Source organism: Methylobacterium mesophilicum SR1.6/6 (genome assembly GCF_000364445.2).
GTDB classification, from domain to species: domain Bacteria; phylum Pseudomonadota; class Alphaproteobacteria; order Rhizobiales; family Beijerinckiaceae; genus Methylobacterium; species Methylobacterium mesophilicum_A.
Genome location: NZ_CP043538.1, coordinates 1,087,363 through 1,107,900, shown reverse-complemented (window position 1 = coordinate 1,107,900; position 20,538 = coordinate 1,087,363). Strand labels below are relative to the sequence as shown.

Sequence of the window (20,538 nt, the reverse complement as noted above, 5' to 3'; positions counted from 1 at the left end):
GATCCTGCCGAGATTTAGTCATCGCACGCTGCGACCGGAAGGCGGCCCTCCCCTTCCCGCAGCTTGCTCTGGGACCCGGACGATGTCGAACGCCTACCGCCTGCTGATCTGCGACGACGACGCGATCCTGCGCGACACCCTCACCGAGCAGCTGGATCTCTGCGAGGAATTCTCGGTGTTCACGGAAGCGAACGCCGCGGACGCGATCCGGCGGGTCGCTTCGGAGCGCATCGACCTCGCCGTGATGGATGTCGGCCTGCCCGACCTCGACGGGCGCGAGGCCGTGCGCCGGATGCGGGCCGGCGGCTTCCGCGGCCCGGTGATCATGCTGACCGCGCAGGATTCCGAGGCCGACCATGTCGAGGGCCTGGAGGCCGGCGCCAACGACTACGTCACCAAGCCGTTCAAGTTCGGCATCCTGCTGGCCCGGATCCGCGCGCACCTGCGCAGCCACGAGGCCTCCGAGGACGCGGTGTTCCAGATCGGCCCCTACACGTTCCGGCCCGGCGCCAAGCTGCTGGTCGGCGAGCGCGGCTCGAAGCTGAAGCTCACGGAGAAGGAGACCGCGATCCTGCGCTTCCTCTACCGGGCGGGGCGCGCCGTGGTGAACCGCGACACCCTGCTCGCCGAGGTCTGGGGCTACAACGCCCACGTCACCACCCACACGCTGGAGACGCATATCTACCGGCTGCGCCAGAAGATCGAGCCGAACCCCGCCACCGCGGCGATCCTCGTCACCGAGGGTGGCGGATATAAATTGCTGCCCTGACTGTTCCGGTTTTTGCGTGTAATCGATCCTGCAATCCCGGTCGGCAGGGTTGATGGGGCGGTTCCTTGGGGCTCGACGACGACATCGCGATCCTCGCCGCCGCGCCGGTATTCGGCTTCCTCGACCGTGATGCCCTGCGCCTGCTGACCTTCGCGGCCGAGCGGCGCGAACTCGCCGACGGCGACCTCCTGTTCGACCGCGGCGACGCCGCGGATGGCGGCTTCGTGGTCCTGTCCGGCACGATCCGGCTGACCCCGCGCCACGGCGGCGAGCCGGTGCGGGCCGGCCGGTCCGCGGTGATCGGGCAGCTCGCCCTGTTCGTGCGCGGCACGCGACCCACGCAGGCCCGGGCCGAGGGCCCCGCGGAAGTCATGCGCATCACCCCGACTCTGATGCGCCGCGTCCTGGAGGAATTTCCGGAGGCTGCGCAGGCGGTCCACGCCACGCTGGCGGAGGATCTCGCGGCGTTCGTGACCGATCTCGACCGCGTGCGGGTTCTGCTCGACGACGCGTGAGGATGACGGCGGTGCGCGCCGCCTGCGCCGTCCCCTCCCCTCCCCTCAGGTGACAGGCCCGAGCCCCGCTTGTAAGCACGGGCTCCCGTCGCACGAGTTGTCCAGATCTCCATGTCTCAGCCCTCCCCGTCTCAGGCCGGCATGCCCCATTCCGATCTCGCCCAGACCATCGAAGCCGCCTGGGAGGACCGCGCGAACGTCTCGACCGCCACGAAGGGCGCGGTGCGCGAGGCCGTCGAGGCGGCCCTGGACCTGCTCGATTCGGGCAAGGCCCGCGTCGCCGAGAAGAGCGGCAACCACGACTGGGTGGTCAACCAGTGGCTCAAGAAGGCGGTGCTGCTCTCCTTCCGCCTCAACGACATGGCGACGATCGAGGGCGGCCCCGGCGGCGCTCCCTGGTGGGACAAGGTCGCCTCCAAGTTCGCCGGCTGGGGCGAGGCCGAATTCCGGGCCGCGGGTCTGCGCGCGGTGCCGGGCTGCTTCGTCCGTCGCGGCTCCTACATCGCGCCGGGCGCCGTGCTGATGCCGAGCTTCGTCAATCTCGGCGCCCATGTCGGCGAGGGCACCATGGTCGACACCTGGGTGACGATCGGCTCCTGCGCGCAGGTGGGGAAGAACTGCCACATCTCGGGCGGCGCCGGCATCGCGGGCGTGCTGGAGCCGCTCCAGGCCAACCCGGTGATCATCGAGGACGATTGCTTCATCGGCGCCCGCGCCGAGGTGGCCGAGGGCGTGATCGTCGGCCAGGGCAGCGTCCTGTCGATGGGCGTCTATATCGGGGCCTCCACCAAGATCGTGGACCGCACCACCGGCGAGGTGATGTACGGCCGCGTGCCGCCCTACTCGGTGGTCGTGTCCGGCACGATGCCCGGCAAGGCCCTGCCGGACGGCTCGCCCGGTCCGGGCCTGTACTGCGCGGTGATCGTCAAGCGCGTCGATGCCGGCACCCGGTCGAAGACCGCCATCAACGAGCTGCTCCGCACCTGATTCGTCCGGGACTCGAGGGCGGCCCCATGGAGACGCAGGCGCTGAACCTCACGGTGGCGGGCCGGCCGGTGCCGACCCCCTGCGACGTGATCGGGCAGGGCAGGGACGCGCTGCTGCTCCCGGCCCTGTCGACCATCTCGGCGCGTGCCGAGATGGAAGGCCTCGCCCGGGCGCTCGGCTCGGATTACCGCTGCCGCATCCCCGACTGGCCGGGTTTCGGCGCCCATCCCCGGGTGCGGGTGCCGCTGGCCCCGGAGACGTTCCACGCCTACCTGGACGCGCTGCTCGAAGCCGCTCCGGGCCCCTACGCCCTCGGGGTCGCGGCCGGCCACGCGGCGGGCTACCTCGTGGCGGCGGCGCGGCGCCATCCGCAAGCCTTCGCGCGGCTCGTCCTGGTGGCGCCGACCTGGCGGGGGCCACTGCCCACCGCGATGCCGGGCCGGGCCCACTGGTTCCCGCGCATCCGCCGGGCCGTGGAGGCGCCGATCCTCGGCGAGGCCCTGTACCGGATCAACATCAGCCCGCCGATCATCGGCCGGATGATGCGCGCCCACGTCTACGCCGATTCGGCCCGGGTGACCCCGGACCTGATCCGGGGGAAGCACGCGATCACCCGCCAGCGCAACAGCCGGTTCGGCACCGCCGCCTTCGTCACCGGCGGCCTCGACCCGGTCGGGAGCCGGGAGGCGTTCCTCGACCTGTTCGGCGGCCCCCTGCCGCCGACCCTGGTGCTGCGGCCCGCGGGCGCCCCGCGCCGCTCCGGGGCCGAGATGGACGCCCTGATCGCGAGCGGCCGGGTGACCGGCGCCGCGATTCCCGGTGCCCTGAGCCCTCACGAGGAGCATCCGCAGGCGGTCGCGGCCGCGATCCGGGCGGGCTGAGGGCGGCCGGCGCAGGGTGCCGGGTCGATGCTCCGGCGGCCCGGATCGACGGCGGGGCGCGCCCCTGGACAGATCGGGGCGGCTGTGCAGGGACTGAGGCGGCCGGTCGGGACGTTCGTTCGGCAGCGGGAGCGGCCCGCAGATTCCATCCGAGCCAACCACGGATCCGATGCTCCGCACCCTGACCCCGCCGATTCTCGCCGTGCTTCTCGCCGCCGTGCCCGCCCGCGCCGAGGAGACGCCCCGCCCTCCCCCGCCGGACGCGGCCGCCCCGTCCCTCGGCTCCGACACGCTCAAGCCCGGCAAGCCGGCCGTGAAGCCCTACCTGGCCGACGCCGCGGTCCCCGACGGGATCCAGATCCTCCTGCCGCCGCCCGCCCACGACGCGCCCCTCGACAAGGCGGACCGGGCCGCCTTCGCCAACACCCGCGCCCTCAAGGGCAGCCCCCGCTGGGACATCGCCGCCAACGACGTCTCCGAGGGGGCCGCCGCGGTGCTGGAGAACTTCGCCTGCGTGCTCGGCACCCGCATCGACCAGGCCCGGGTCCCGGCGGTGATCAACCTGCTGGAGCGCGCCCGCCTCGATCTCGCCCGGGCGACGCGGGGACCGAAGGTCCACTATCGCCGCCTTCGACCCTTCGTGGGCAACGAGGCGCCGATCTGCGTGCAGCGGACCCAGGCGCTGGCCGACAGCTTCAGCTACCCGTCGGGCCACGCGACGCAGGGATGGGCCTACGCGCTGATCCTGGCGGCCCTGGTGCCCGAGAAGGCGACCCCGATCCTGGTCCGCGGGCGGGCCTACGGCGAGAGCCGGGTGGTGTGCGGCGTGCACTGGCTCAGCGACGTCGTGGCGGGACGCCTCACCGGCACCGCGGTCTTCGCGGCCCTGATGGGCGACCCGACCTTCCGCGCCGACCTGGAAAAGGCCCGCGCCGAACTCCGCGCCGCCCTGGCCGGGGCCGGGGCGGCCCCCGATCAGGCCGTCTGCACCCGCGAGGCCAACGCCCTGCGCGAGCCGCCGCTGGATTTCTAGCCTCGAACGATTCCAGATTTGAAGTCTTCTAAGTGTGTGATTTACAACACGAATTCGGCTTGATCGCGAGGCCGTGACCGGTTGAACGTGGGCTCCGTACCGCGCCTGAGTTTGAGCGCGTTCGGGGTCTCCGATGTCACTCAGTTCCGTCCGGATTGGTCTGCTTCTCGCCAGCACCGCCTTGACCGGCGTCGCCCTCGTCGGCGCGGCCGCCGCGCAGGGTGCCGCCGCACAAGGTGCGGCCGTGCAGCTCAACGAGATCTCCGTCGAGGCGAGCCGCCCGGCGGCGGCGCCGGTGGCCGGTGCCGGGACCGGCGGCGCGAACGTGAGCGGGGGCGGCGGCAACAGTTCGGCGACGAGCGGCGGCGGGGGCGGCCCCTCGGGCGTCACCGGCTACGTCGCCCGCGTCAGCCCCACCGCGACCAAGACCAACACGCCGCTGATCGAGACGCCGCAATCGGTCTCGGTGGTCACCCGCGAGCAGCTCAATGACCGCAACGTCCAGAGCCTCAACGAGGCCCTCGCCTACACGCCGGGCGTGGCGAGCAACGTGTTCGGTTTCGATCCGCGGGCCGATTCCTTCTACATCCGCGGCTTCGCCGAGACCTACGACGGCATCTTCCGCGACGGCCTGCGCCAGACCGGCGTCGGCTTCGCGGTGCCGCGCATCGAGCCCTACGGCGCGGAAGCCCTGACGATCCTGCGCGGTCCGGCCAGCGGGCTCTACGGCCTCGGCTCGCCGGGCGGCATCGTCGACGTGACCAGCAAGCGCCCGGTCTTCGCGCCCTTCGGCGAGGTCTGGTTCCAGGGCGGCAGCTTCGACCGCTACCAGGGCAATTTCGACCTCGGCGGCCCGGTCGAGGGCTCGGACGGCACCATGGCCTTCCGGCTCACCGGCGTCGCCCGCCAGTCCGACACGTTCCTGCCGGGCCCGGGCGTCCGGGACGACCGGTTCACCATCGCCCCCGCCTTCACGTGGCGGCCCTCGAGCGACACCACCTTCACGCTGCTGACCGAGTTCCAGGAATCGAACGTCCCGGGCAACGCGAGCTTCTACAACTTCCCGGGCTTCCGGGTGTCGCGGATCTACTCGGGCGACGGCGCGCTCAACACCTACCGGACCGACCAGCACCGGATCGGTTACGCCTTCGAGCACGTCTTCACGCCGGACCTGATTGTCCGGCAGAACTTCCGCTACACCGGGGTCGACGCCAACTTCTCGTACACGCAGGTCGATTCGGTAACCGGCCTCAGCGCGCAGCGCTCCACCGGCCTGTTCAAGCAGTCGCTGGCCTCCGTCGCGGTGGACACGCAGCTCGAGGGCCATGTCCGGACCGGGCCGGTGGCCCACACGCTGCTCGCCGGAATCGACTACTACCACTACGATTTCTCGAGCCTCGCCGGCTTCGGCGTGGCGCCCGACCTCAACCTGCTCACGCTGAACTACGGCCGCCAGCCGATCGCCCGGCCGAGCATCGACCGCACCTCGCGGCAGGCGCAGGACCAGGTCGGCCTCTACATCCAGGAACAGGCCAAGTGGGGTCAGTTCGTGCTGACGCTGACGGGACGCCAGGACTGGGTCGCCTCCGACACGGCGAGCAACACCCGGGGCGTGATCGCCGGCCCGCAGAGCCAGAACGACAGCGCCTTCACGTACCGCGCCGGCCTGAACTACGAGCTGGCCCCCGGCCTCGTGCCCTACGCGAGCTACGCCACGACCTTCACGCCGCAGGTCGGCGTCAACACCGTCACCGGCCGCCCGTACCGGCCCGCCACCGGCGATCAGATCGAGGCGGGCGTGAAGTACCTGATCCCCGGCACCAACATCAGCGCGGCGATCGCGGGCTTCGACATCAACCAGACCAGCATCTTGCGCCAGGACCCCACGAACTTCGCCAACCAGGTGGCGACCGGCGCGGTGAATTCCCGCGGCTTCGAGATGGAGGCGACGGCGAACTTCGCGCCGGGCACCAACCTGACGGTCGCCTACACGCATCTCGACTTCCGGTTCGTCCGGCAGACCTCCGCGGTGACCGGCGCGGCGATCGACGGGAATCAGCTCTCGGGCATCCCGGGGGACACGTTCGCGTCCTTCCTGACCTACCTGTTCCCGCCCTCCTCGGCCCTGCGCGGCCTGACGATCGGCGGCGGCATCCGGTTCAACGCCAACAACTTCGCCGACGACGAGAACACGGTGCGCAACCCGACCGTGACGCTGTTCGACGCCCTCGTGGCCTATGATTTCGCCGCCCTCGACCCGAAGTACAAAGGCTTCCGGGCGCAGATCAACGCGTTCAACATCTTCGATCGCGATTACTACAACTGCCAGGCCGGCTTCTGCTACCGCGGTGCCCCCGCCACGGTGATCGGCAGCCTGATCTACCGCTGGTAGGCAGCCGGAAGGGTAGGGGGCGGGACCAGCAACATGGCAGGCCCCCGCCTCCGGCACTGGAGATCGGCGCGGGGATCGTCCTAAGGCCGGAGCATCGTCCTCCGTCCCGGACCCGCCATGCTCTCGACCCTGCTGGTCGTGCTGCCGATCTTCGCGCTGATCTTCGCCGGCTGGCTCGCCCGGCGGATCGGCGTGCTCGGCGCCGCCGCCACCACCGAACTCAACCGCTTCGTGGTGTTCCTGGCGCTGCCGGCGCTCCTGTTCGACGTCACCGCCCACGCCCATTGGAGCACCATCTGGAAGCCCGGCTTCATCGGCGCCTTCGGCCTCGGCAGCCTCGCGATCTTCGCGCTCACCGTGCTGATCCGGCGGGGGCAGGGGCGCCCGCTGGCGGACGCCGCCGTGGACGGGCTCAACGCCGGCTACGCCAATTGCGGCTTCATGGGATTTCCCCTGGCGCTCGTCGCCTTCGGGCCGGAGGCCCTGGCGCCCACCACGGTGGCGGCCATCATCACGGTCTGCGGTGTGTTCGCGGTGGCGATCGTGCTGATCGAGACGGGGCTCCGGCGGGAGGCGGCAGCAACCGGCCGGACCGGGCCGCGCGTGCCCGTCTGGCGCGCGGTCGGCCGCTCCCTGGTGCGCAACCCGCTCCTCGTGGCGCCGGCGCTGGGTGCCCTGGTGCCCGCCGCGGGGCTGGCGCTGCCGGCCGCCGCCGAGACCTTCCTGAAGCTCCTCGGCGGCGCGGCCGCGCCCTGCGCCCTGGTGGCGCTCGGCCTGTTCCTGGCCCAGGAGCGCCGGCCCCAGGCCGGGCAGGGGCGGGTCGCGGCCCTCCTGGTCGGTCTGAAGCTGGCCGGCCACCCGCTCCTGGTCTACGGGCTCGGCCGCTCCCTGTTCGACCTGCCGCCGCTCCTGCTGCACACGGCGGTGCTCATGGCCGCGCTCCCCACCGGCACCGGGCCGTTCATGCTGGCGGAGTTCTACCGGCGCGAGGCCGACCTGACCGCCACGGTGGTGCTGGTCTCCACGGTGCTGGCGGTCATCACGGTCTCGGCCTACCTGGCGGCGATCGGCTAGAGCCGTGACATTCCGAAACCGCGCGACCACGCTCTTGCCGCAGAGGACGCGCAACGAGGACGCGCGACAGGGAATCGTAACGGTTGGTCTCTAGCATCGTGGCGCGGCACGCCGTGTCCGCGCTAGAACGAACCGGCGAAGCGGGGTGGAACAGCGGCGCGATGGTGAGTTCGGGCGTATCGATTGCGGGGCGGATCGCTCGCCTCGCCTGCGTGGCCAGCCTGGGCTTGAGCCTCTCGGCCTGTTTCCGGCCGCTCTACGGGCCGACGGCGTCCGGCGAGTCCGTCCAGGCGCTGCTCGCCTCCGTCCAGGTCGACGAGGTTGCCATGGCTCAGGGCCAGGAGCGGCTCGGGCACTACCTGCGCAGCGAACTCGTCTTCGACCTCGACGGGTCGGGCCAGCCGGCGACCAAGCGCTACCGCCTGAAGCTCGCGGGCTCCGAGATCGTGCAGACGCCGCTCGTCTCCACCACCACCGGCCGCGCCGAAGCCGGCACGCTGGTGGCCAACATCAAATACAGCCTCGAGGACATGAGCGGCGCGAAGGTCTACACCGAGGGGGTCGCCACCTCGACGGCGACCTACGACCGCTCGGTCCAGCGCTTCGCCAGCCAGCGCGCCGCCCGGGATGCCGAGATCCGGCTGGCCAGCGTCCTCTCCGACCAGATCAAGAGCCGCCTCGCCGCCGTGCTCTCGACGAAGCCTTAGGCGTGACCGCCGTCAAGGCCGGCGAGATCGAGGGGCTGATCCGGCGCGGGCCCGATCCGCGCATCCCGGTGATCCTCGTCTACGGGCCCGACACCGGCCTCGTGACCGAGCGCGCCCGCAAGCTCGCCGAGGATTTCGTCGCCGACCCGGCGGACCCCTTCGCGCTGGTGCGGATCGACGGCGACGCCCTCGCCTCCGATCCCGGGCGCCTCTGCGACGAGGCCGGGACGATGGGCCTGTTCGGCGGCCGCCGGTCGATCTGGGTCCGGCCGGGGAGCCGCAACTACGCGCCGGCCGTCGAGGCGGTGCTGGGGGCCGCGGTCGCCGACGCCCGCATCGTCGTGGAGGCGGGCGACCTCGCCAAGAACAACCCTCTGCGCACCCTCTGCGAACGCTCGGCCAAGGCACTGGCGATCCCCTGCTACGCCGACGACGAGCGGACCCTCTCGGACCTGATCGAACGCACCCTGCAGGCGCGCGGCCTGCGTATCGACCGGGCCGCCCGGGAGGTTCTGGCCCGCAGCCTCGGCGGCGACCGCCGGGCCAGCCTGATGGAGATCGAGAAGCTCGCCCTCTACGCGGCCGGGGAGGGGACCGTCACCCTCGACCACGTCGAGGCGGTGACGAGCGACGTGGCGGCCAGCGTGCTCAACACGCTGATCGACGCCGCCTTCGACGGCCGCCGCGACGCGGTGGAGCGGGATTACCGGCGGTTCCGCCACGAGGGCCTGGACCCGGGGGTCGTGCTGGGTTCGGCCCTGCGCCACGCCCTCACCCTGCTGACGACCCGCCTCGACAACCCCGACAAGACGCCCGCCCTGATGGTGGCCACGTGGCGCGGCCTCCATTTCAAGCGCAAGGCCAGCATCGAGGGCCAGCTGGGCGCCTGGCCGGCCGGAACCCTGCGGCAGGCGGTGGCGGCCCTCCAGGAGGCGGTTCTCGCCTGCCGGCGGGCCGAGCCGGACCTCGCCCACGCGCTCGCCTCCGCGGCGCTGCTGCGCGTCGCCGAGGCGGCGGCGCGGCGGCGGCGGTAGGGGGCTCAAGCGCCGTCGAAGCGTCCGGCACGGCGGCGCGCGAGCCACGCGCCCCAGAACAGGCTGGAGAAGAAGCGGGTCGGAGCTTCGAAGCCGGCCGCATCCAGCAGGGTCGCGACGGCCTCCTCGGAGTGGGGCGGATCGGCGCCCTGCAGGATCTTCCCGCGCTTGGCCTCGATCTCCTCGGCGCCGGCGCCCTGCTGACGCCAGCGCTCGCCCCAGGCCGCCAGCAGCAGGGGCTGGCTCGCATACGCGTAGTGGTTGCCGGCCAGCACCAGGGGCGCCCCCGGCCTCAGGCGCTTGGCAATGGCGTGCAGGATCGCCCGCTTCGCCGCGTCGCCCGGCAGATGATGCAGCACGCCGATCAGGGTCGCGGCGTCGTAGGCCGCATCGCGGGGGAGGGCCTCCGGCGGGCCGCAGACGATCTCGGTCCGGTCGAGGAGCCCGTCCTGCTTCAACCGAGCGACGGTGAGATCCATCATGGCGCTGGAGGGGTCGACGGCAGTGAAGCGCCACGCGGGCTCAACGGCCGCCGCGGTGACGATCTCGGTCCCCCCGCCGCCCGCACCGACGATCAGCAGCCGCGCGGGCGTGCCGCGACCCAGCGCGGCGGCGAGCATGCAGGCGGCGAGTTCGTGGCAGGCGTCGTAGCCGGCCAGGGCGATCCGGCTCTGCTGCGCGTATTCCCCCGCCCGGTCGGCGTCGAACTTCCGCGCCGCGGCGCTGACCCGTTCTGCCAAGATCTGTCCCTCCGATCATCGGGGCACTGACCGGGCTGCTGGTCCCGACCTCCGGTGGAGCGGCACGGCCGCTCAACCGGGATGGCCCGCGTTGGTCGAGGGCGGCGCCGACCGAGCCTTCTCAGCCGTCCGACACCCGGAAGCGGTTGAGCAGCCCCTGCAGCTCGTCCTGAGTCTCGTAGCGGATGCGGATCTCGCCCGAATCCGCGTCCTTCGGCCGGTAGGAGACCGGGACGCCGAGCGCCCGGTGGATCCGCAGCTCCAGGTCGCGGACCGGGGCAGCCCGCTCGGCGGAGAGGCGAGGGCGGCCGGCCCGGGGGGTCTCGGTCGGCTGGGCCTCGGCGGCCGCGATCGCCTCCACGTCCCGGACCGACAGGCCCTCCGCGACGACGCGGCGGGCCAGCGCCTCCGGATCGCGCACGGCGAGCAGCGCGCGGGCATGGCCGGCGGTGAGCTCGCCCGCCGAGACGCGCTCCTGCACGGAGGCCGGCAGGTTGAGCAGGCGCAAGGTGTTGGCGAGGTGGCTGCGGCTCTTGCCCAGGATCTCGGCCAGTTCCTTCTGCGTGTAGGAGAAGTCCTGCATCAGGCGCTCGTAGCCCGAGGCCTCCTCGATCGGGTTGAGGTCACTGCGCTGGACATTCTCCAGGATGGCGAATTCCAGCGAGCCCCGGTCGTCGATCTCGACCACCACCACCGGCACCTCGTCGAGCTCGGCCCGCTGGGCCGCCCGCCAGCGGCGCTCGCCGGCGACGATCTCGAAGGTCCCGGGCACGTCGCTGATCGCCCGCACGACGATCGGCTGGATGATGCCGCGCTGGGTGATCGAGGCCGCGAGCTCGGCGAGTTCGGTCTCGCCGAAGCTGCGGCGCGGGTTGCGCGGGTTGGGGCGCAGGAACTCCACCGGCACCTTGCGCTGCCCCTCCGCCTTCGCGGGCGCCTGCCCGGTATCGCCGAAATCGCCGATCAGCGCCGCGAGTCCGCGCCCCAGTCGGGGTCTTGCCCCCTCCTCCGCCATGATCGCCACCCGTGTCACGCTCCACACTCGACCCCTCAGGCCATGAGGGGGCTCACCGGGACGCGCCGCCCCGCGAGGCCGGCCGGTCCCCGTTCGACGTCGATGCCGTCAGGCCGCCGCCGGCACCCGGCCCTCGCGCTGGATCACCTCCGAGGCGAGGCGCAGATAGGCTTGGCTGCCGGCGCATTTCAGGTCGTACAACAGGGCCGGCTTGCCGTGCGAGGGCGCCTCGGAGATCCGGACGTTGCGCGGGATCACGGTCTCGTAGACCTTGTCGCCCATGAAGCCGCGCACGTCCGCGACCACCTGGGCCGAGAGGTTGTTGCGCGGGTCGAACATCGTCAGCACGATGCCCTGGATCGTCAGCTTCGGGTTGAGGGCGCCGCGGACCTGCTCGACCGTCCGCAGCAGCTGGCTCAGGCCCTCCAGGGCGAAGAACTCGCATTGCAGCGGCACCAGCACCGCGTCGGCGGCGGCCAGCGCGTTGATGGTCAGGAGGTTGAGCGAGGGCGGGCAGTCGATCAGCACGTAGCTGATCCGGCTGAGGCTCGGCGCCTGGGTCAGGCTCTTCAGCACGCCACGCAGCCGGTGCGCCCGGTCGGGCAGGGTGGCCAGTTCCAGCTCCAGCCCCAGGAGATCCATGGTCGAGGGCGCGATCGAGAGCCGCGGCACCGCCGTGGGGACCACCGCCTGCGCCAGGGAGGCCTCGCCGGCCATCACCTCGTAGGTCGAGACCCGGCGGCTGGCGCGGTCGATGCCCAGCCCCGTGGACGCGTTGCCCTGCGGGTCGAGGTCGATCACCAGCACGTCCTCGCCGATCGCCGCCAGGGCGGTTCCGAGGTTGATCGCCGTGGTGGTCTTGCCGACACCGCCCTTCTGGTTGGCGAGCGCCAGCACGCGCAGGGGGCGTCGCATGGATGAATCCATGGACCGGTCGGCGGGATCGCCGAGGATCGCTTCGCTCATCGGTGGCTCGGGGCGGCGAGGGCAGTGACGCGCACGATCCGGGCTTCGGAATCGGTCCGGCTCGGCACGAGGTCGTTAACGACTGTCCACTGCGTGGCGGCCTGGGTCAATTCGGCTTGTACGTCCCGGCCCTTCGGAAACAGACCGGTGGTGCCCGTTTTCAACAGAGGTGCCGTCCAGGCGAGGAGCTGGGTCATCGGCGCCAGCGCCCGGGCGCAGACGATCTCGGTCCCGACATACGCGTCGATCACCGCCTCGATCCGGGCATTGCGCACCCGGACCGGCGCCTCCGTGAGGCGGGCCGTCTCGGTGAGGAAGGCGCATTTGCGCGCGTTGCTCTCCACGAGGTCCACCCGGATGCCCCGCTCCGCCCCGGCGATGGCCAGAATCAGGCCCGGGATCCCGGCGCCTGAGCCGAGGTCGAGCCAGCTGCGGGCCTCCGGCGCGAGATCGAGGAGCTGGAGCGCGTCGTCGATGTGGCGGCTCCAGACCTCCGTGAGCGTGGCCGGACCGACGAGGTTCTTGATCGGCTGCCAGCGCCTGAGCTGGGCCACGTAGAGGTCGAGCCGCTCGGCTGTTTCACGTGAAACACGAGAGCCGGCGAGGACGCGGGCGCGGTCCGGGTCGGTCATGCCGACAGGCGGCCAGCGCCCGCACGGTCCGCGCCCGATCGCTCACCCCGCCGGGCGTGGGCGGCCAGGAGCGTCAGCGCCGCTGGCGTGACGCCCTCGATCCGCGCCGCCTGCCCCAGGGTGCCGGGCCGCACGGTCTCCAGCTTCGCGCGCATCTCGTTGGACAGGCCGCTGATCGCCGCGTAGTCGAGACCGGCCGGCAGCCGCACCGCCTCGTCGCGCCGGAAAGCGGCGATGTCGGCGTTCTGGCGGTCGAGATAGACCGCGTAGGTCGCGTCGGTCTTGAGCCGGTCGGCGATGCGGGACGGGACTGCCGCGAGGTCGGGCCAGACCGCCGCCAGGTCCGCCCAGGCGATCTCCGGATAAGCCAGGAGCTGGAAGCCCGTGCGCCGGATCCCGTCCCGGTTGAGGCCGATCCCGTGGGCGGCCGCCTGGCTCGGCGTCAGGCTCACCGCGTCCAGCCGGGACCGGGCCTCCGCGAGGGCCAACTGGGAGGCGGTGAAGTGCCCGGCGCGGTGGGAGCCGACGCAGCCCAGGGCGACGCCGCGGGGCGTCAGGCGGGCATCGGCATTGTCGACCCGCAGGGACAGCCGGTACTCCGAGCGTGAGGTGAACATCCGGTAGGGCTCGCTGACCCCGTGGGTCACGAGGTCGTCGATCATGACGCCGAGGTAGGACTCGGCCCGGTCGAAGGCGGCGATGCCGAGCCCACCCGCGTGACGGGCCGCGTTGAGCCCGGCCACGAGCCCCTGGCCGGCCGCCTCCTCGTAACCCGTCGTGCCGTTGATCTGGCCGGCCAGGAACAGGCCCGGCAAGCGTTTCACCTGAAGGCCCGCATCGAGCTCGCGCGGATCGACGTAGTCGTACTCGATCGCGTAGCCGGGTCGGAGGATCGCGGTGCGCTCCAGCCCCGGGATCGCCCGCACGAGGTCGTGCTGCACGGCCTCGGGGAGCGCCGTGGAGATGCCGTTCGGGTAGACCGTCGGGTCGTCGAGGCCCTCGGGTTCGAGGAAGATCTGGTGCCCCTCCCGGTCGCCGAAGCGCACGACCTTGTCCTCGATGGAGGGGCAGTAGCGCGGGCCCCGGCTGGCGATGCCGCCGGAATACATCGGCGAGCGGTGCAGGTTGGCGCGGATCAGGTCGTGGACCGCCTGGGTGGTCCGGGTGATGCCGCACCGGATCTGCGGCGTGGTGATCCGCTCGGTGAGGGTCGAGAACGGCACCGGATCGGCATCGGCCTCCTGCATCTCCAGCTCGGCCCAGTCGATCGTCCGGCCGTCGAGGCGCGGGGGCGTGCCGGTCTTCAGCCGCCCGAGGCGCAGGCCCAGGCGGTCGAGGGTCCGCGCCAGCCCGATCGCCGGGGCCTCGCCGACACGGCCGGCTGGAATCTGCGTCTCGCCGATATGGATCAGGCCGCGCAGGAAGGTGCCGGTCGTCAGCACCACGGCGCCGCAGAGGAGGGTGCGCCCGTCGGCCAGGACAAGTCCGCATAGGTGGCCCGCGGCATCGAAGGCGAGATCCTCGCAGGCGCCCGCGATCACCGTCAGGCCCGCGGTATCGGCGATAGCCGCCTGCATGGCGGCCGCGTAGAGCTTCCGATCGGCCTGCGTGCGCGGGCCGCGGACGGCCGGTCCCTTGCGGCGGTTGAGCAGGCGGAACTGGATGCCGGCGGCGTCCGCAACCCGGCCCATCAGGCCGTCGAGGGCGTCGACCTCGCGCACGAGGTGTCCCTTGCCGAGACCACCGATGGCGGGGTTGCACGACATGGCGCCGATCGTCGCCGGATCATGCGTCACGAGGGCGGTGCGGGCGCCGCAGCGCGCCGCCGCGGCGGCGGCCTCGACGCCGGCGTGACCGCCGCCGACGACCGCGACGTCGAATCGGTCGCGTGTTGGTGTGTCCATCGTGGAACGAGCAGCCTCTCGCAGGGATCCCGCCGCAGGCTCGCGCGGGGGAGGGGGCCGGCTGGCCCGACATGGCGGGGCTGGTCTAAGCGGGTGCGGGCGCGGCGGTCAACGCGCCCGCGCGCCAGACCATGCCGCGTCGCACGAGATCGACGTCGATTTCGAATCCAGTATTCAGATCGATAATGTAGGCGAATGAAGTCTCACCTGCCGGTTGTACTGCTGGCAACGTGATCAGGACTTGATGTCAAAACTTGCCAGTTGGCACGGCTCATGCAAGGCTCGCGTCGTGCCCGACTCCCGAACGGACAACGGCGTCCGGCAGGCCCACAGGATGGACTGTTCTTCCCGCGCGGCCGGGGACGCGGGATGAGGAGAGACCGAGATGTCGTCGCTCACGATCGGCCTGGGTGCCGTCTGTTGCGCGGCCGGCGCCGCCGCCCATTTCCTCGATCGCACCAAGCGGAAGGAAGGCCTGTTCGGGCTCGCGGGTTTCGCCCTGCTGCTCGCCGGGATGTTCCTCACCCGCTCGTAAGCCGGGTCCACCCCTGGCGAGGCCTGTGCCTGGCCTGCGTCGGCCGGTCCCGGCGACTCAGCCGGTCATGGCCGTGGCCGCGTAGCCTGCCTTCGTGAGGGCTTCGGCGATGATCAGGGCCTGCGCGTCGGTGCGGATGGCCACGCGCCCCGCGCTCCGGTCCACCGCGACGTCGGCTTCGGGATCGATGCGGCGCACCGTGCGGGTCACCGCGGCGGCGCAGCCGTCGCAGGTCATGCCGTCCACCCGCATCAGCAGCTCGGCGCGCGTCTCGTCCATGGCGACCTCCTGGAATCGTGTCGCCGGCATGTCGGGGTCCGGTCCGGCCCGCGCAAGCGGGTCAGAACAGGGCCGGCATGCGGAAGGCGTAGTCGATGCGCAGGCCGAACTGGTACTGGTTGGGGTTGCCGAACGGGCGGCGCACCAGAGGGCTGTCGCCGGAGGCCCCCAGGATGCGGTTGTAGCCGGCGTAGGCCGTGTAGGCCCAGGTCTCGCTCTGCGTGTAGGTCACGGCGCCGAGGACGCCCGCCGCGTAGTAGCTGTCCGGATTGTACGGGGTGACGCGGCCGTTCAAGGCCGCCTCGGCCGGCGACACGCCGAAATACTTCCGCGCGAAGCTGGCATCGCCGATGTTGAAGCGCGGACCCACCGAGAACAGGAACTTCTCCGTGGGGATGAGGTAGTCGGCCGCCAGTGAGCCGACCGTGCCGTGATGGCCATACACGCCCTGCCGGATCTCCGCCCGCGTGCGGATGAAGGAGACCGGGTAGAACTCCACGAACAGGCCCGGCTCCACGGCGAAGCGTGCGTCGCGGAGCCCGAACAGGTGACGGCGGTCGTCGCCGTAGTAGCGACCGGGCACGAACCGCGCCGTGGGGCCGATCCGGAAGGTCTGGTCGTCGTAGAGCGACAGGCTGAAGCCGTCATCCGGCGTCGAGAAGCGGCGTGGCTCGCCCACCCGGCGGATGTCGATGGAGGGATAGCCGACGGCCGTGTAGTCGCTGGCCCCGGGATAGCGCGGCACGGCCTGGATCGAGCCGCTCACCGTGACGATCCAGGTATTGGGATCGACCATGGCAAAGGTCGGCGTCGCGCGCGGAAGATCCGCGCCGAGATCCGCCGCGCGCGACGCGGTCGCGCCGGAGACGGCGAGGAGGATCCCGACACCGAGAATGGTGCGGAATCGTGGGCTGCGCGGAGGCACTGACGTCATGGCCACGCTTTATGGCTCTTTTTCATCCCGCGCGCATGCGCGCGGCGCACAAGCCGCAGCGCGACGCCGCGCAATCGGGCCGGCCGTGATGAATCCGCAACGTTCCAGCGGGCGCTCGCGTCACACCGCCCGGAATTCACACGCGCCGCGTCATCGGAGCCGACTTGCAGACTTGCCGCGCCGTTCCCGCGGGGCCAATGATTCGCCGGAGGGTCCTCGCCCGGCGGGGCTTCGCCCGGGATGTCCCCCGGCGACCGGTGCGTGATCCTGTCGGGTGTTCAGACGATGGTCCCGGTCCTCGGCCGGTACGCGGGGCTGTTGACGGTCGGCCTTCTCGGGCTCGTCGTGTTCGGGCCCCTCGCCGTGTTCCTGCCGCTCTGGAGTGCGCTGACGCTCGGCACCGCGGCCGCCGGCGTCGCCGGCCTCGCCCTCACCCGCATCGCCACCCTGAAGGCCCGCTGCGAGAAGCTGTCCGGCGAGGTCGATCTGCTGTCCCGGCGCCTGCTCAAGGTCGAGACGGCCGCCGCCGCCGCGGCGGTTCAGCCGCGGCCGGACGGCGCGGAGCCGGCCTTGCGGGCCCAGATCGAGGAGCTCACCGTCGAGTTCGGGCTGCTGAGCGGCATCGTCCGCGACCTCACCGCGGTGGTGAGCACCCAGGATGCCGAGATCGCGGGTCTCAAGGCCAGGCCGGAGCCGCCGCCTGTCCCGGTTGTCCCGGTTGTCTCGGTGCCGGCCGCGGACGCGATCACGGGACCGGCCGCGCCCGCGCACCGTCGCGAGACCGTCCCCGCACCGCAGGAACCGCTGCCCACCCGACCCGACGCCCCGCCGGCCGCGGCGACCCGGGAACCGGCGGCACCGACACGACCGATCCCGCCGCGGCCGATTCCCCCCCGGCCCGCCCGGGATGCCGCGGGCGAGGCCGAGATCATCCGGGCCTTCGAGGGGGAGGGGCTGGAGATCCACCTGCAGCCGGTCGTCACCCTGCCGCAGCGCAAGGTCGTTGCCTACGAGGCGCTGGCGCGGCTGCGGGTCGGCGACGCGCCGGTCCCGGCCGAGCCCGAGGCCTTTCTGCCGGTGCTGGAGCGCTACGGCCGCACCACCGAGCTGGACCGCCGCATGCTGCAGCGGGCCGCCATCGTGGTGCGCCACCTCGCACGGCGGGGCAGCGACACCACGCTGACCTACGGCCTCTCGCCCCTGTCGCTGTTCGAGCCCGGTTTGATGCGCGAGCTGGCCCGCATGGCGGCGGAGGATCCCGCCCTGGCGGGTCTGGTGCTGGCCCTGCCGCAGGCGAGCTGGCGCGGCCTCGACGCCGGGCAGCGGGGCCTGCTGGCGCCCCTGAAGGGCCGGATCGGCTTCAGCCTCGACCGGCCGGACGATCCGACCTTCAACCCGGCGGAACTCGCGGCGCTCGGCATCGGCCAAGTGAGGATGCCGGCCGCGATGCTGCTGCGGCCCGGGGCCGGCCAGCGCGGCCTGCCGGACATCGCCGTGGAGGACACGGCGCCGACCCTGGCGCGGGCGGGGATCCGCCTGGTCGCCACGGGCGTCGCCGACGAGGCGGACGTGCCGGACCTCATCGATCTCGACGTGCCGTTCGCGCAGGGCGGGGCCTTCGCGGCCCCGCGGCCCGTGCGCGCCGAGGTCCTGGCCGCCGCACCCGCCGATGCTCCGACGCCCCCGACCGCTCCGGAGCCGGAGCGGCGCCCGTTCCGGTCGGTGCTGCGCCGCGCGGTCTAGAGGCCCGCCCCGCTCGGCCTCCGCGCGGGGGGGCTGGCGGACCGACCGGTCGCCCTCTCTCGCCCGACATGCAACGCGGAGCGGGGGGACTTGCGCGCTCGTGCGCCGAAACGGGGATCGCGGCGGCTACCAGTAGATCTGCAGCCGCGTGATGACAGTGTCGACCGAGAACGGCGCCGTGCCGAAGGCGTCGGACTGGGACTCGCCCGGCCGCACGCGCCCGTGGATGTAGTTGGCGATCAGGCGGAGGTTCGGCTCGGGGTACCAGCTCAGGCCGAGCGTCACGTCCCGCTCCGTCCCGCCGCGGAAGCCCCGGGCGTTGAGTTCGATGGCGCTGAAGCGGGCGGCCAGCTCGAATACGCCGATCCCGCCCCGCGTCACCCGCTGTCCCTCCGGCACGCTCACGCCCTTGAAGGTCGCGTAGGTGGTGCCGCCCTGGGGCGTCAGCGCGTAGCCGCGGCCCTCGCCGTTGAGCACCCAGCCCGCCTCGACGTAGCCCCCCTGGAAGCCGAGGACGGGCGGCGCCCCGCCGGGTCCCGGGAACCGCTCGATCTCGGCGCGGATATATTCGGCCTGCAGGAGGATCGGCCCGCTGCGATAGGCGATCTCGGTCCCGATCCGCGAGGCCCGGGCCACGTCGGGCAGGTCGCCGGTATCGACGAAGGGGCGGGCGAACAGGGAGGCTTCCGCCGGCGTCGAGAAGCTAAAATCGCCGTCGCTTCGGGAGCGCCGCCGGTGGATCCCCGCGAGCCCGAGATGCAAGGTCTCGCGCTCCTCCAGGATCGGCGCCCAAGTGGCGCGCGCCGCTGCCGCGACGCCGTCGCCCGAGATGCCGTTGCTGGCGGCGTTGCCGAATACGCCGGCCACCCCGGTCCAGGCCTGCCCGTGATGGCCGATCGCGAAGCCGAAGCGGCGGTCCGGCACGAAGGCGTTGGCCAGGGAGCGCTCGGTGAACAGGGTGTCGTTGTTGCTCTGCAGCCATTCGAGGCTGAACGGCACCTTCATGTTGCCCAGCGTCAGGATCGTGTCCGGCAGCCCTTTCCAGGCCACGAAGGCGTCGTTGATCGGCAGGATCGGATCGGCGAAATCGTACTGGAAGGCGATCACCCAGTCCCGGCCGATGGTCAGCGTCGGCTCGATCCAGGAGCGGTAGACGGTGACGGTGTCCGGGAAGGCGTCGCGCAGGCCCGGCCGGCTGAAGCCCGCCGCGCCGGCATCGATCTGCAGCCGGCCGCCGATCTGCAGCGTCACGTCCGGCTCGGGAAAGGTGAGGGCCAGCCCCTTCTCGTCGACGCGCAGGCGCTCGCCGTAGGGCCCGGCCATGCCCTCGAACGCGTCCTCGCCCGCGCCGGCCGGCGTCGCGAAGGTCAGGGAGGCGGCCAGGAGGGCCGGAGTGGGGCGCAGGCCGATCACGCCTCACAGTGAGCAGGTCGGCACGGGACCGCCAACATCACCGGTTGGAAATGCGCGAAAACAGCGGCCGCGTGGCCCGGCGGCCACGCCGCACGGATCCGCGACCGCGCGCGACGCGTGCGCGGTGGCGTGTCGCCTAGACCGCGAGGTTGTCGATGAGCCGGGTCCGGCCCAGGAAGGCGGCCGCCAGGACGCGGGCGGGGCCGTCGACCCGCTCCACCGTCGCCAGGGACCGGGCATCGCAGACCGCGAGGTACTGGACCCGGAACCCCGCCACCTCGAGCGCGGCCTTTCCGGCGGCGATCCGGCCGGCCACCGGGGTGCCGTTGCGCGAGGCGGCGGCGATGTCGGCCAGCACCGCGTGAAGCTTCGGCGCGACGGCGCGTTCCTCGGGAGACAAGTAGCGGTTCCGCGACGACATCGCGAGGCCGTCCGGCTCCCGCAGGGTGGGCACGCCGCGGATCTCGACGGCGAGGTCGAGGTCGGCCACAGCCTGCTGGATGACCCGCAGCTGCTGGAAATCCTTCTCGCCGAACAGGGCGACGTCCGGCCGGACCTGGTTCAGCAGCTTGGTCACCACCGTCGCGACCCCGGCGAAATGGCCGGGCCGGAACGGGCCGCACAGCCCCTCCGACAGCCCCGCGACCTCGATCCGCGTGGCGAAGCCCGGCGGGTACATGGTGCCGACCTCGGGCGTCCAGGCGGCGTCGGTTCCGGCCTCCCCGAGAAGCGCGAGGTCGGCCTGAAGGTCGCGCGGGTACCGGGAAAAGTCCTCGTTCGGGCCGAACTGAGTGGGATTCACGAAGATGCTCGCCACGGTCCTGCGGCCGATCCGCTGCGCCTCGGCCACGAGGGCGAGGTGCCCCGCATGCAGGGCTCCCATGGTCGGCACCAGCACGATGCGCTCGCCCGCCGCCCGCCATCCGGCGATGCAGCGACGGAGGGCGGCGAGATCGCTGAAATGCTGGGGCGTCGAATCGGGCAC

General features: G+C 72.2%; 20 protein-coding genes. 11 read left to right on the top strand and 9 right to left on the bottom strand.

The genetic code is table 11. From position 1 onward, the window contains the following. Positions 1-82: 82 nt before the first annotated feature. The 9 genes from MMSR116_RS05055 to holA all read left to right on the top strand — a co-directional run bounded on the left by MMSR116_RS05055 (position 83) and on the right by holA (position 9,392). Positions 83-769: a response regulator transcription factor gene (locus MMSR116_RS05055; RefSeq protein WP_010685170.1), complete on the top strand. Its 687-nt coding sequence runs from the start codon at positions 83-85 to the stop codon at positions 767-769. Positions 770-834: 65 nt separating this feature from the next. Continuing rightward, positions 835-1,284, top strand: coding sequence for a cyclic nucleotide-binding domain-containing protein (locus tag MMSR116_RS05050; protein WP_010685169.1), 450 nt, complete (start codon positions 835-837; stop codon positions 1,282-1,284). Positions 1,285-1,425: 141 nt separating this feature from the next. Then, entirely contained in the window at positions 1,426-2,271 is an 846-nt protein-coding gene (gene dapD, locus MMSR116_RS05045) for a 2,3,4,5-tetrahydropyridine-2,6-dicarboxylate N-succinyltransferase (protein WP_039893858.1), read from the top strand. A gap of 26 nt (positions 2,272-2,297) precedes the next feature. Next, positions 2,298-3,152, top strand: coding sequence for an alpha/beta fold hydrolase (locus tag MMSR116_RS05040; RefSeq protein WP_010685167.1), 855 nt, complete (start codon positions 2,298-2,300; stop codon positions 3,150-3,152). Between the two features lie 169 nt (positions 3,153-3,321). After that, on the top strand, positions 3,322-4,185 hold the full coding sequence (locus MMSR116_RS05035) for an acid phosphatase (RefSeq protein WP_010685166.1): 864 nt from the start codon (positions 3,322-3,324) through the stop codon (positions 4,183-4,185). A gap of 133 nt (positions 4,186-4,318) precedes the next feature. After that, positions 4,319-6,577: a TonB-dependent siderophore receptor gene (locus MMSR116_RS05030; protein WP_010685165.1), complete on the top strand. Its 2,259-nt coding sequence runs from the start codon at positions 4,319-4,321 to the stop codon at positions 6,575-6,577. A 117-nt stretch (positions 6,578-6,694) separates the two neighbouring features. After that, positions 6,695-7,651 (top strand): AEC family transporter, encoded by a 957-nt coding sequence (locus MMSR116_RS05025; RefSeq protein ID WP_010685164.1) that lies wholly within the window; start codon positions 6,695-6,697, stop codon positions 7,649-7,651. A 161-nt stretch (positions 7,652-7,812) separates the two neighbouring features. Beyond that, complete coding sequence (gene lptE / locus MMSR116_RS05020; protein WP_039893855.1) at positions 7,813-8,358, top strand: LPS assembly lipoprotein LptE; 546 nt, start codon at positions 7,813-7,815, stop codon at positions 8,356-8,358. Positions 8,359-8,360: 2 nt separating this feature from the next. After that, positions 8,361-9,392, top strand: a complete 1,032-nt coding sequence (holA, locus tag MMSR116_RS05015; RefSeq protein ID WP_010685162.1) for a DNA polymerase III subunit delta — start codon at positions 8,361-8,363, stop codon at positions 9,390-9,392. Between the two features lie 5 nt (positions 9,393-9,397). Here the strand turns inward: holA and MMSR116_RS05010 are convergent, their stop codons facing one another. The 5 genes from MMSR116_RS05010 to mnmG all read right to left on the bottom strand — a co-directional run bounded on the left by MMSR116_RS05010 (position 9,398) and on the right by mnmG (position 14,649). Beyond that, positions 9,398-10,132, bottom strand: coding sequence for a class I SAM-dependent methyltransferase (locus tag MMSR116_RS05010; RefSeq protein WP_010685161.1), 735 nt, complete (start codon positions 10,130-10,132; stop codon positions 9,398-9,400). 121 nt (positions 10,133-10,253) lie between these two features. Further along, a complete protein-coding gene (locus tag MMSR116_RS05005; protein ID WP_039893932.1) occupies positions 10,254-11,147 on the bottom strand; it encodes a ParB/RepB/Spo0J family partition protein in 894 nt (297 codons plus the stop codon). A gap of 108 nt (positions 11,148-11,255) precedes the next feature. After that, positions 11,256-12,113, bottom strand: coding sequence for a ParA family protein (locus MMSR116_RS05000; protein ID WP_010685159.1), 858 nt, complete (start codon positions 12,111-12,113; stop codon positions 11,256-11,258). Further along, on the bottom strand, positions 12,110-12,745 hold the full coding sequence (gene rsmG, locus MMSR116_RS04995) for a 16S rRNA (guanine(527)-N(7))-methyltransferase RsmG (protein WP_010685158.1): 636 nt from the start codon (positions 12,743-12,745) through the stop codon (positions 12,110-12,112). The genes MMSR116_RS05000 and rsmG overlap by 4 nt, the downstream gene beginning before the upstream one ends. Further along, positions 12,742-14,649 (bottom strand): tRNA uridine-5-carboxymethylaminomethyl(34) synthesis enzyme MnmG, encoded by a 1,908-nt coding sequence (gene mnmG / locus MMSR116_RS04990; RefSeq protein ID WP_010685157.1) that lies wholly within the window; start codon positions 14,647-14,649, stop codon positions 12,742-12,744. Before mnmG ends, rsmG begins: the two co-directional genes overlap by 4 nt. A gap of 385 nt (positions 14,650-15,034) precedes the next feature. Between mnmG and MMSR116_RS31280 the strand changes: the two genes are divergently transcribed. Next, the gene (locus tag MMSR116_RS31280; protein WP_010685156.1) at positions 15,035-15,184 is read left to right on the top strand and encodes a hypothetical protein; all 150 of its coding nucleotides are present in this window, start codon (positions 15,035-15,037) and stop codon (positions 15,182-15,184) included. Between the two features lie 57 nt (positions 15,185-15,241). Here MMSR116_RS31280 and MMSR116_RS04985 read toward each other — a convergent pair whose 3' ends face one another. Further along, positions 15,242-15,463 (bottom strand): heavy-metal-associated domain-containing protein, encoded by a 222-nt coding sequence (locus MMSR116_RS04985; RefSeq protein ID WP_010685155.1) that lies wholly within the window; start codon positions 15,461-15,463, stop codon positions 15,242-15,244. A 61-nt stretch (positions 15,464-15,524) separates the two neighbouring features. Continuing rightward, positions 15,525-16,403: a MipA/OmpV family protein gene (locus MMSR116_RS04980; protein WP_010685154.1), complete on the bottom strand. Its 879-nt coding sequence runs from the start codon at positions 16,401-16,403 to the stop codon at positions 15,525-15,527. 279 nt (positions 16,404-16,682) lie between these two features. Here MMSR116_RS04980 and MMSR116_RS04975 point away from each other — a divergent pair, with 279 nt between their 5' ends. Next, the gene (locus MMSR116_RS04975) at positions 16,683-18,140 is read left to right on the top strand and encodes an EAL domain-containing protein (protein WP_010685153.1); all 1,458 of its coding nucleotides are present in this window, start codon (positions 16,683-16,685) and stop codon (positions 18,138-18,140) included. A gap of 126 nt (positions 18,141-18,266) precedes the next feature. Here MMSR116_RS04975 and MMSR116_RS04970 read toward each other — a convergent pair whose 3' ends face one another. Then, positions 18,267-19,553 (bottom strand): OprO/OprP family phosphate-selective porin, encoded by a 1,287-nt coding sequence (locus tag MMSR116_RS04970; RefSeq protein WP_010685152.1) that lies wholly within the window; start codon positions 19,551-19,553, stop codon positions 18,267-18,269. 136 nt (positions 19,554-19,689) lie between these two features. Further along, positions 19,690-20,538, bottom strand: coding sequence for a pantoate--beta-alanine ligase (panC, locus tag MMSR116_RS04965; protein ID WP_010685151.1), 849 nt, complete (start codon positions 20,536-20,538; stop codon positions 19,690-19,692).

What these genes read in the sequence shown, in the direction of transcription:
- dapD (WP_039893858.1), top strand. Translation starts at nt 1,426, where the DNA reads ATGCCCCATTCCGATCTCGCCCAGACCATCGAAGCCGCCTGGGAGGAC.
- MMSR116_RS05055 (WP_010685170.1), top strand. Translation starts at nt 83, where the DNA reads ATGTCGAACGCCTACCGCCTGCTGATCTGCGACGACGACGCGATCCTG.
- MMSR116_RS04985 (WP_010685155.1), bottom strand. Translation starts at nt 15,463, where the DNA reads ATGGACGAGACGCGCGCCGAGCTGCTGATGCGGGTGGACGGCATGACC.
- MMSR116_RS05000 (WP_010685159.1), bottom strand. Translation starts at nt 12,113, where the DNA reads ATGAGCGAAGCGATCCTCGGCGATCCCGCCGACCGGTCCATGGATTCA.
- MMSR116_RS05035 (WP_010685166.1), top strand. Translation starts at nt 3,322, where the DNA reads ATGCTCCGCACCCTGACCCCGCCGATTCTCGCCGTGCTTCTCGCCGCC.
- MMSR116_RS05040 (WP_010685167.1), top strand. Translation starts at nt 2,298, where the DNA reads ATGGAGACGCAGGCGCTGAACCTCACGGTGGCGGGCCGGCCGGTGCCG.
- lptE (WP_039893855.1), top strand. Translation starts at nt 7,813, where the DNA reads ATGGTGAGTTCGGGCGTATCGATTGCGGGGCGGATCGCTCGCCTCGCC.
- mnmG (WP_010685157.1), bottom strand. Translation starts at nt 14,649, where the DNA reads ATGGACACACCAACACGCGACCGATTCGACGTCGCGGTCGTCGGCGGC.
- MMSR116_RS05025 (WP_010685164.1), top strand. Translation starts at nt 6,695, where the DNA reads ATGCTCTCGACCCTGCTGGTCGTGCTGCCGATCTTCGCGCTGATCTTC.
- MMSR116_RS05030 (WP_010685165.1), top strand. Translation starts at nt 4,319, where the DNA reads ATGTCACTCAGTTCCGTCCGGATTGGTCTGCTTCTCGCCAGCACCGCC.
- MMSR116_RS05005 (WP_039893932.1), bottom strand. Translation starts at nt 11,147, where the DNA reads ATGGCGGAGGAGGGGGCAAGACCCCGACTGGGGCGCGGACTCGCGGCG.
- MMSR116_RS04975 (WP_010685153.1), top strand. Translation starts at nt 16,683, where the DNA reads ATGGTCCCGGTCCTCGGCCGGTACGCGGGGCTGTTGACGGTCGGCCTT.
- MMSR116_RS31280 (WP_010685156.1), top strand. Translation starts at nt 15,035, where the DNA reads ATGTCGTCGCTCACGATCGGCCTGGGTGCCGTCTGTTGCGCGGCCGGC.
- rsmG (WP_010685158.1), bottom strand. Translation starts at nt 12,745, where the DNA reads ATGACCGACCCGGACCGCGCCCGCGTCCTCGCCGGCTCTCGTGTTTCA.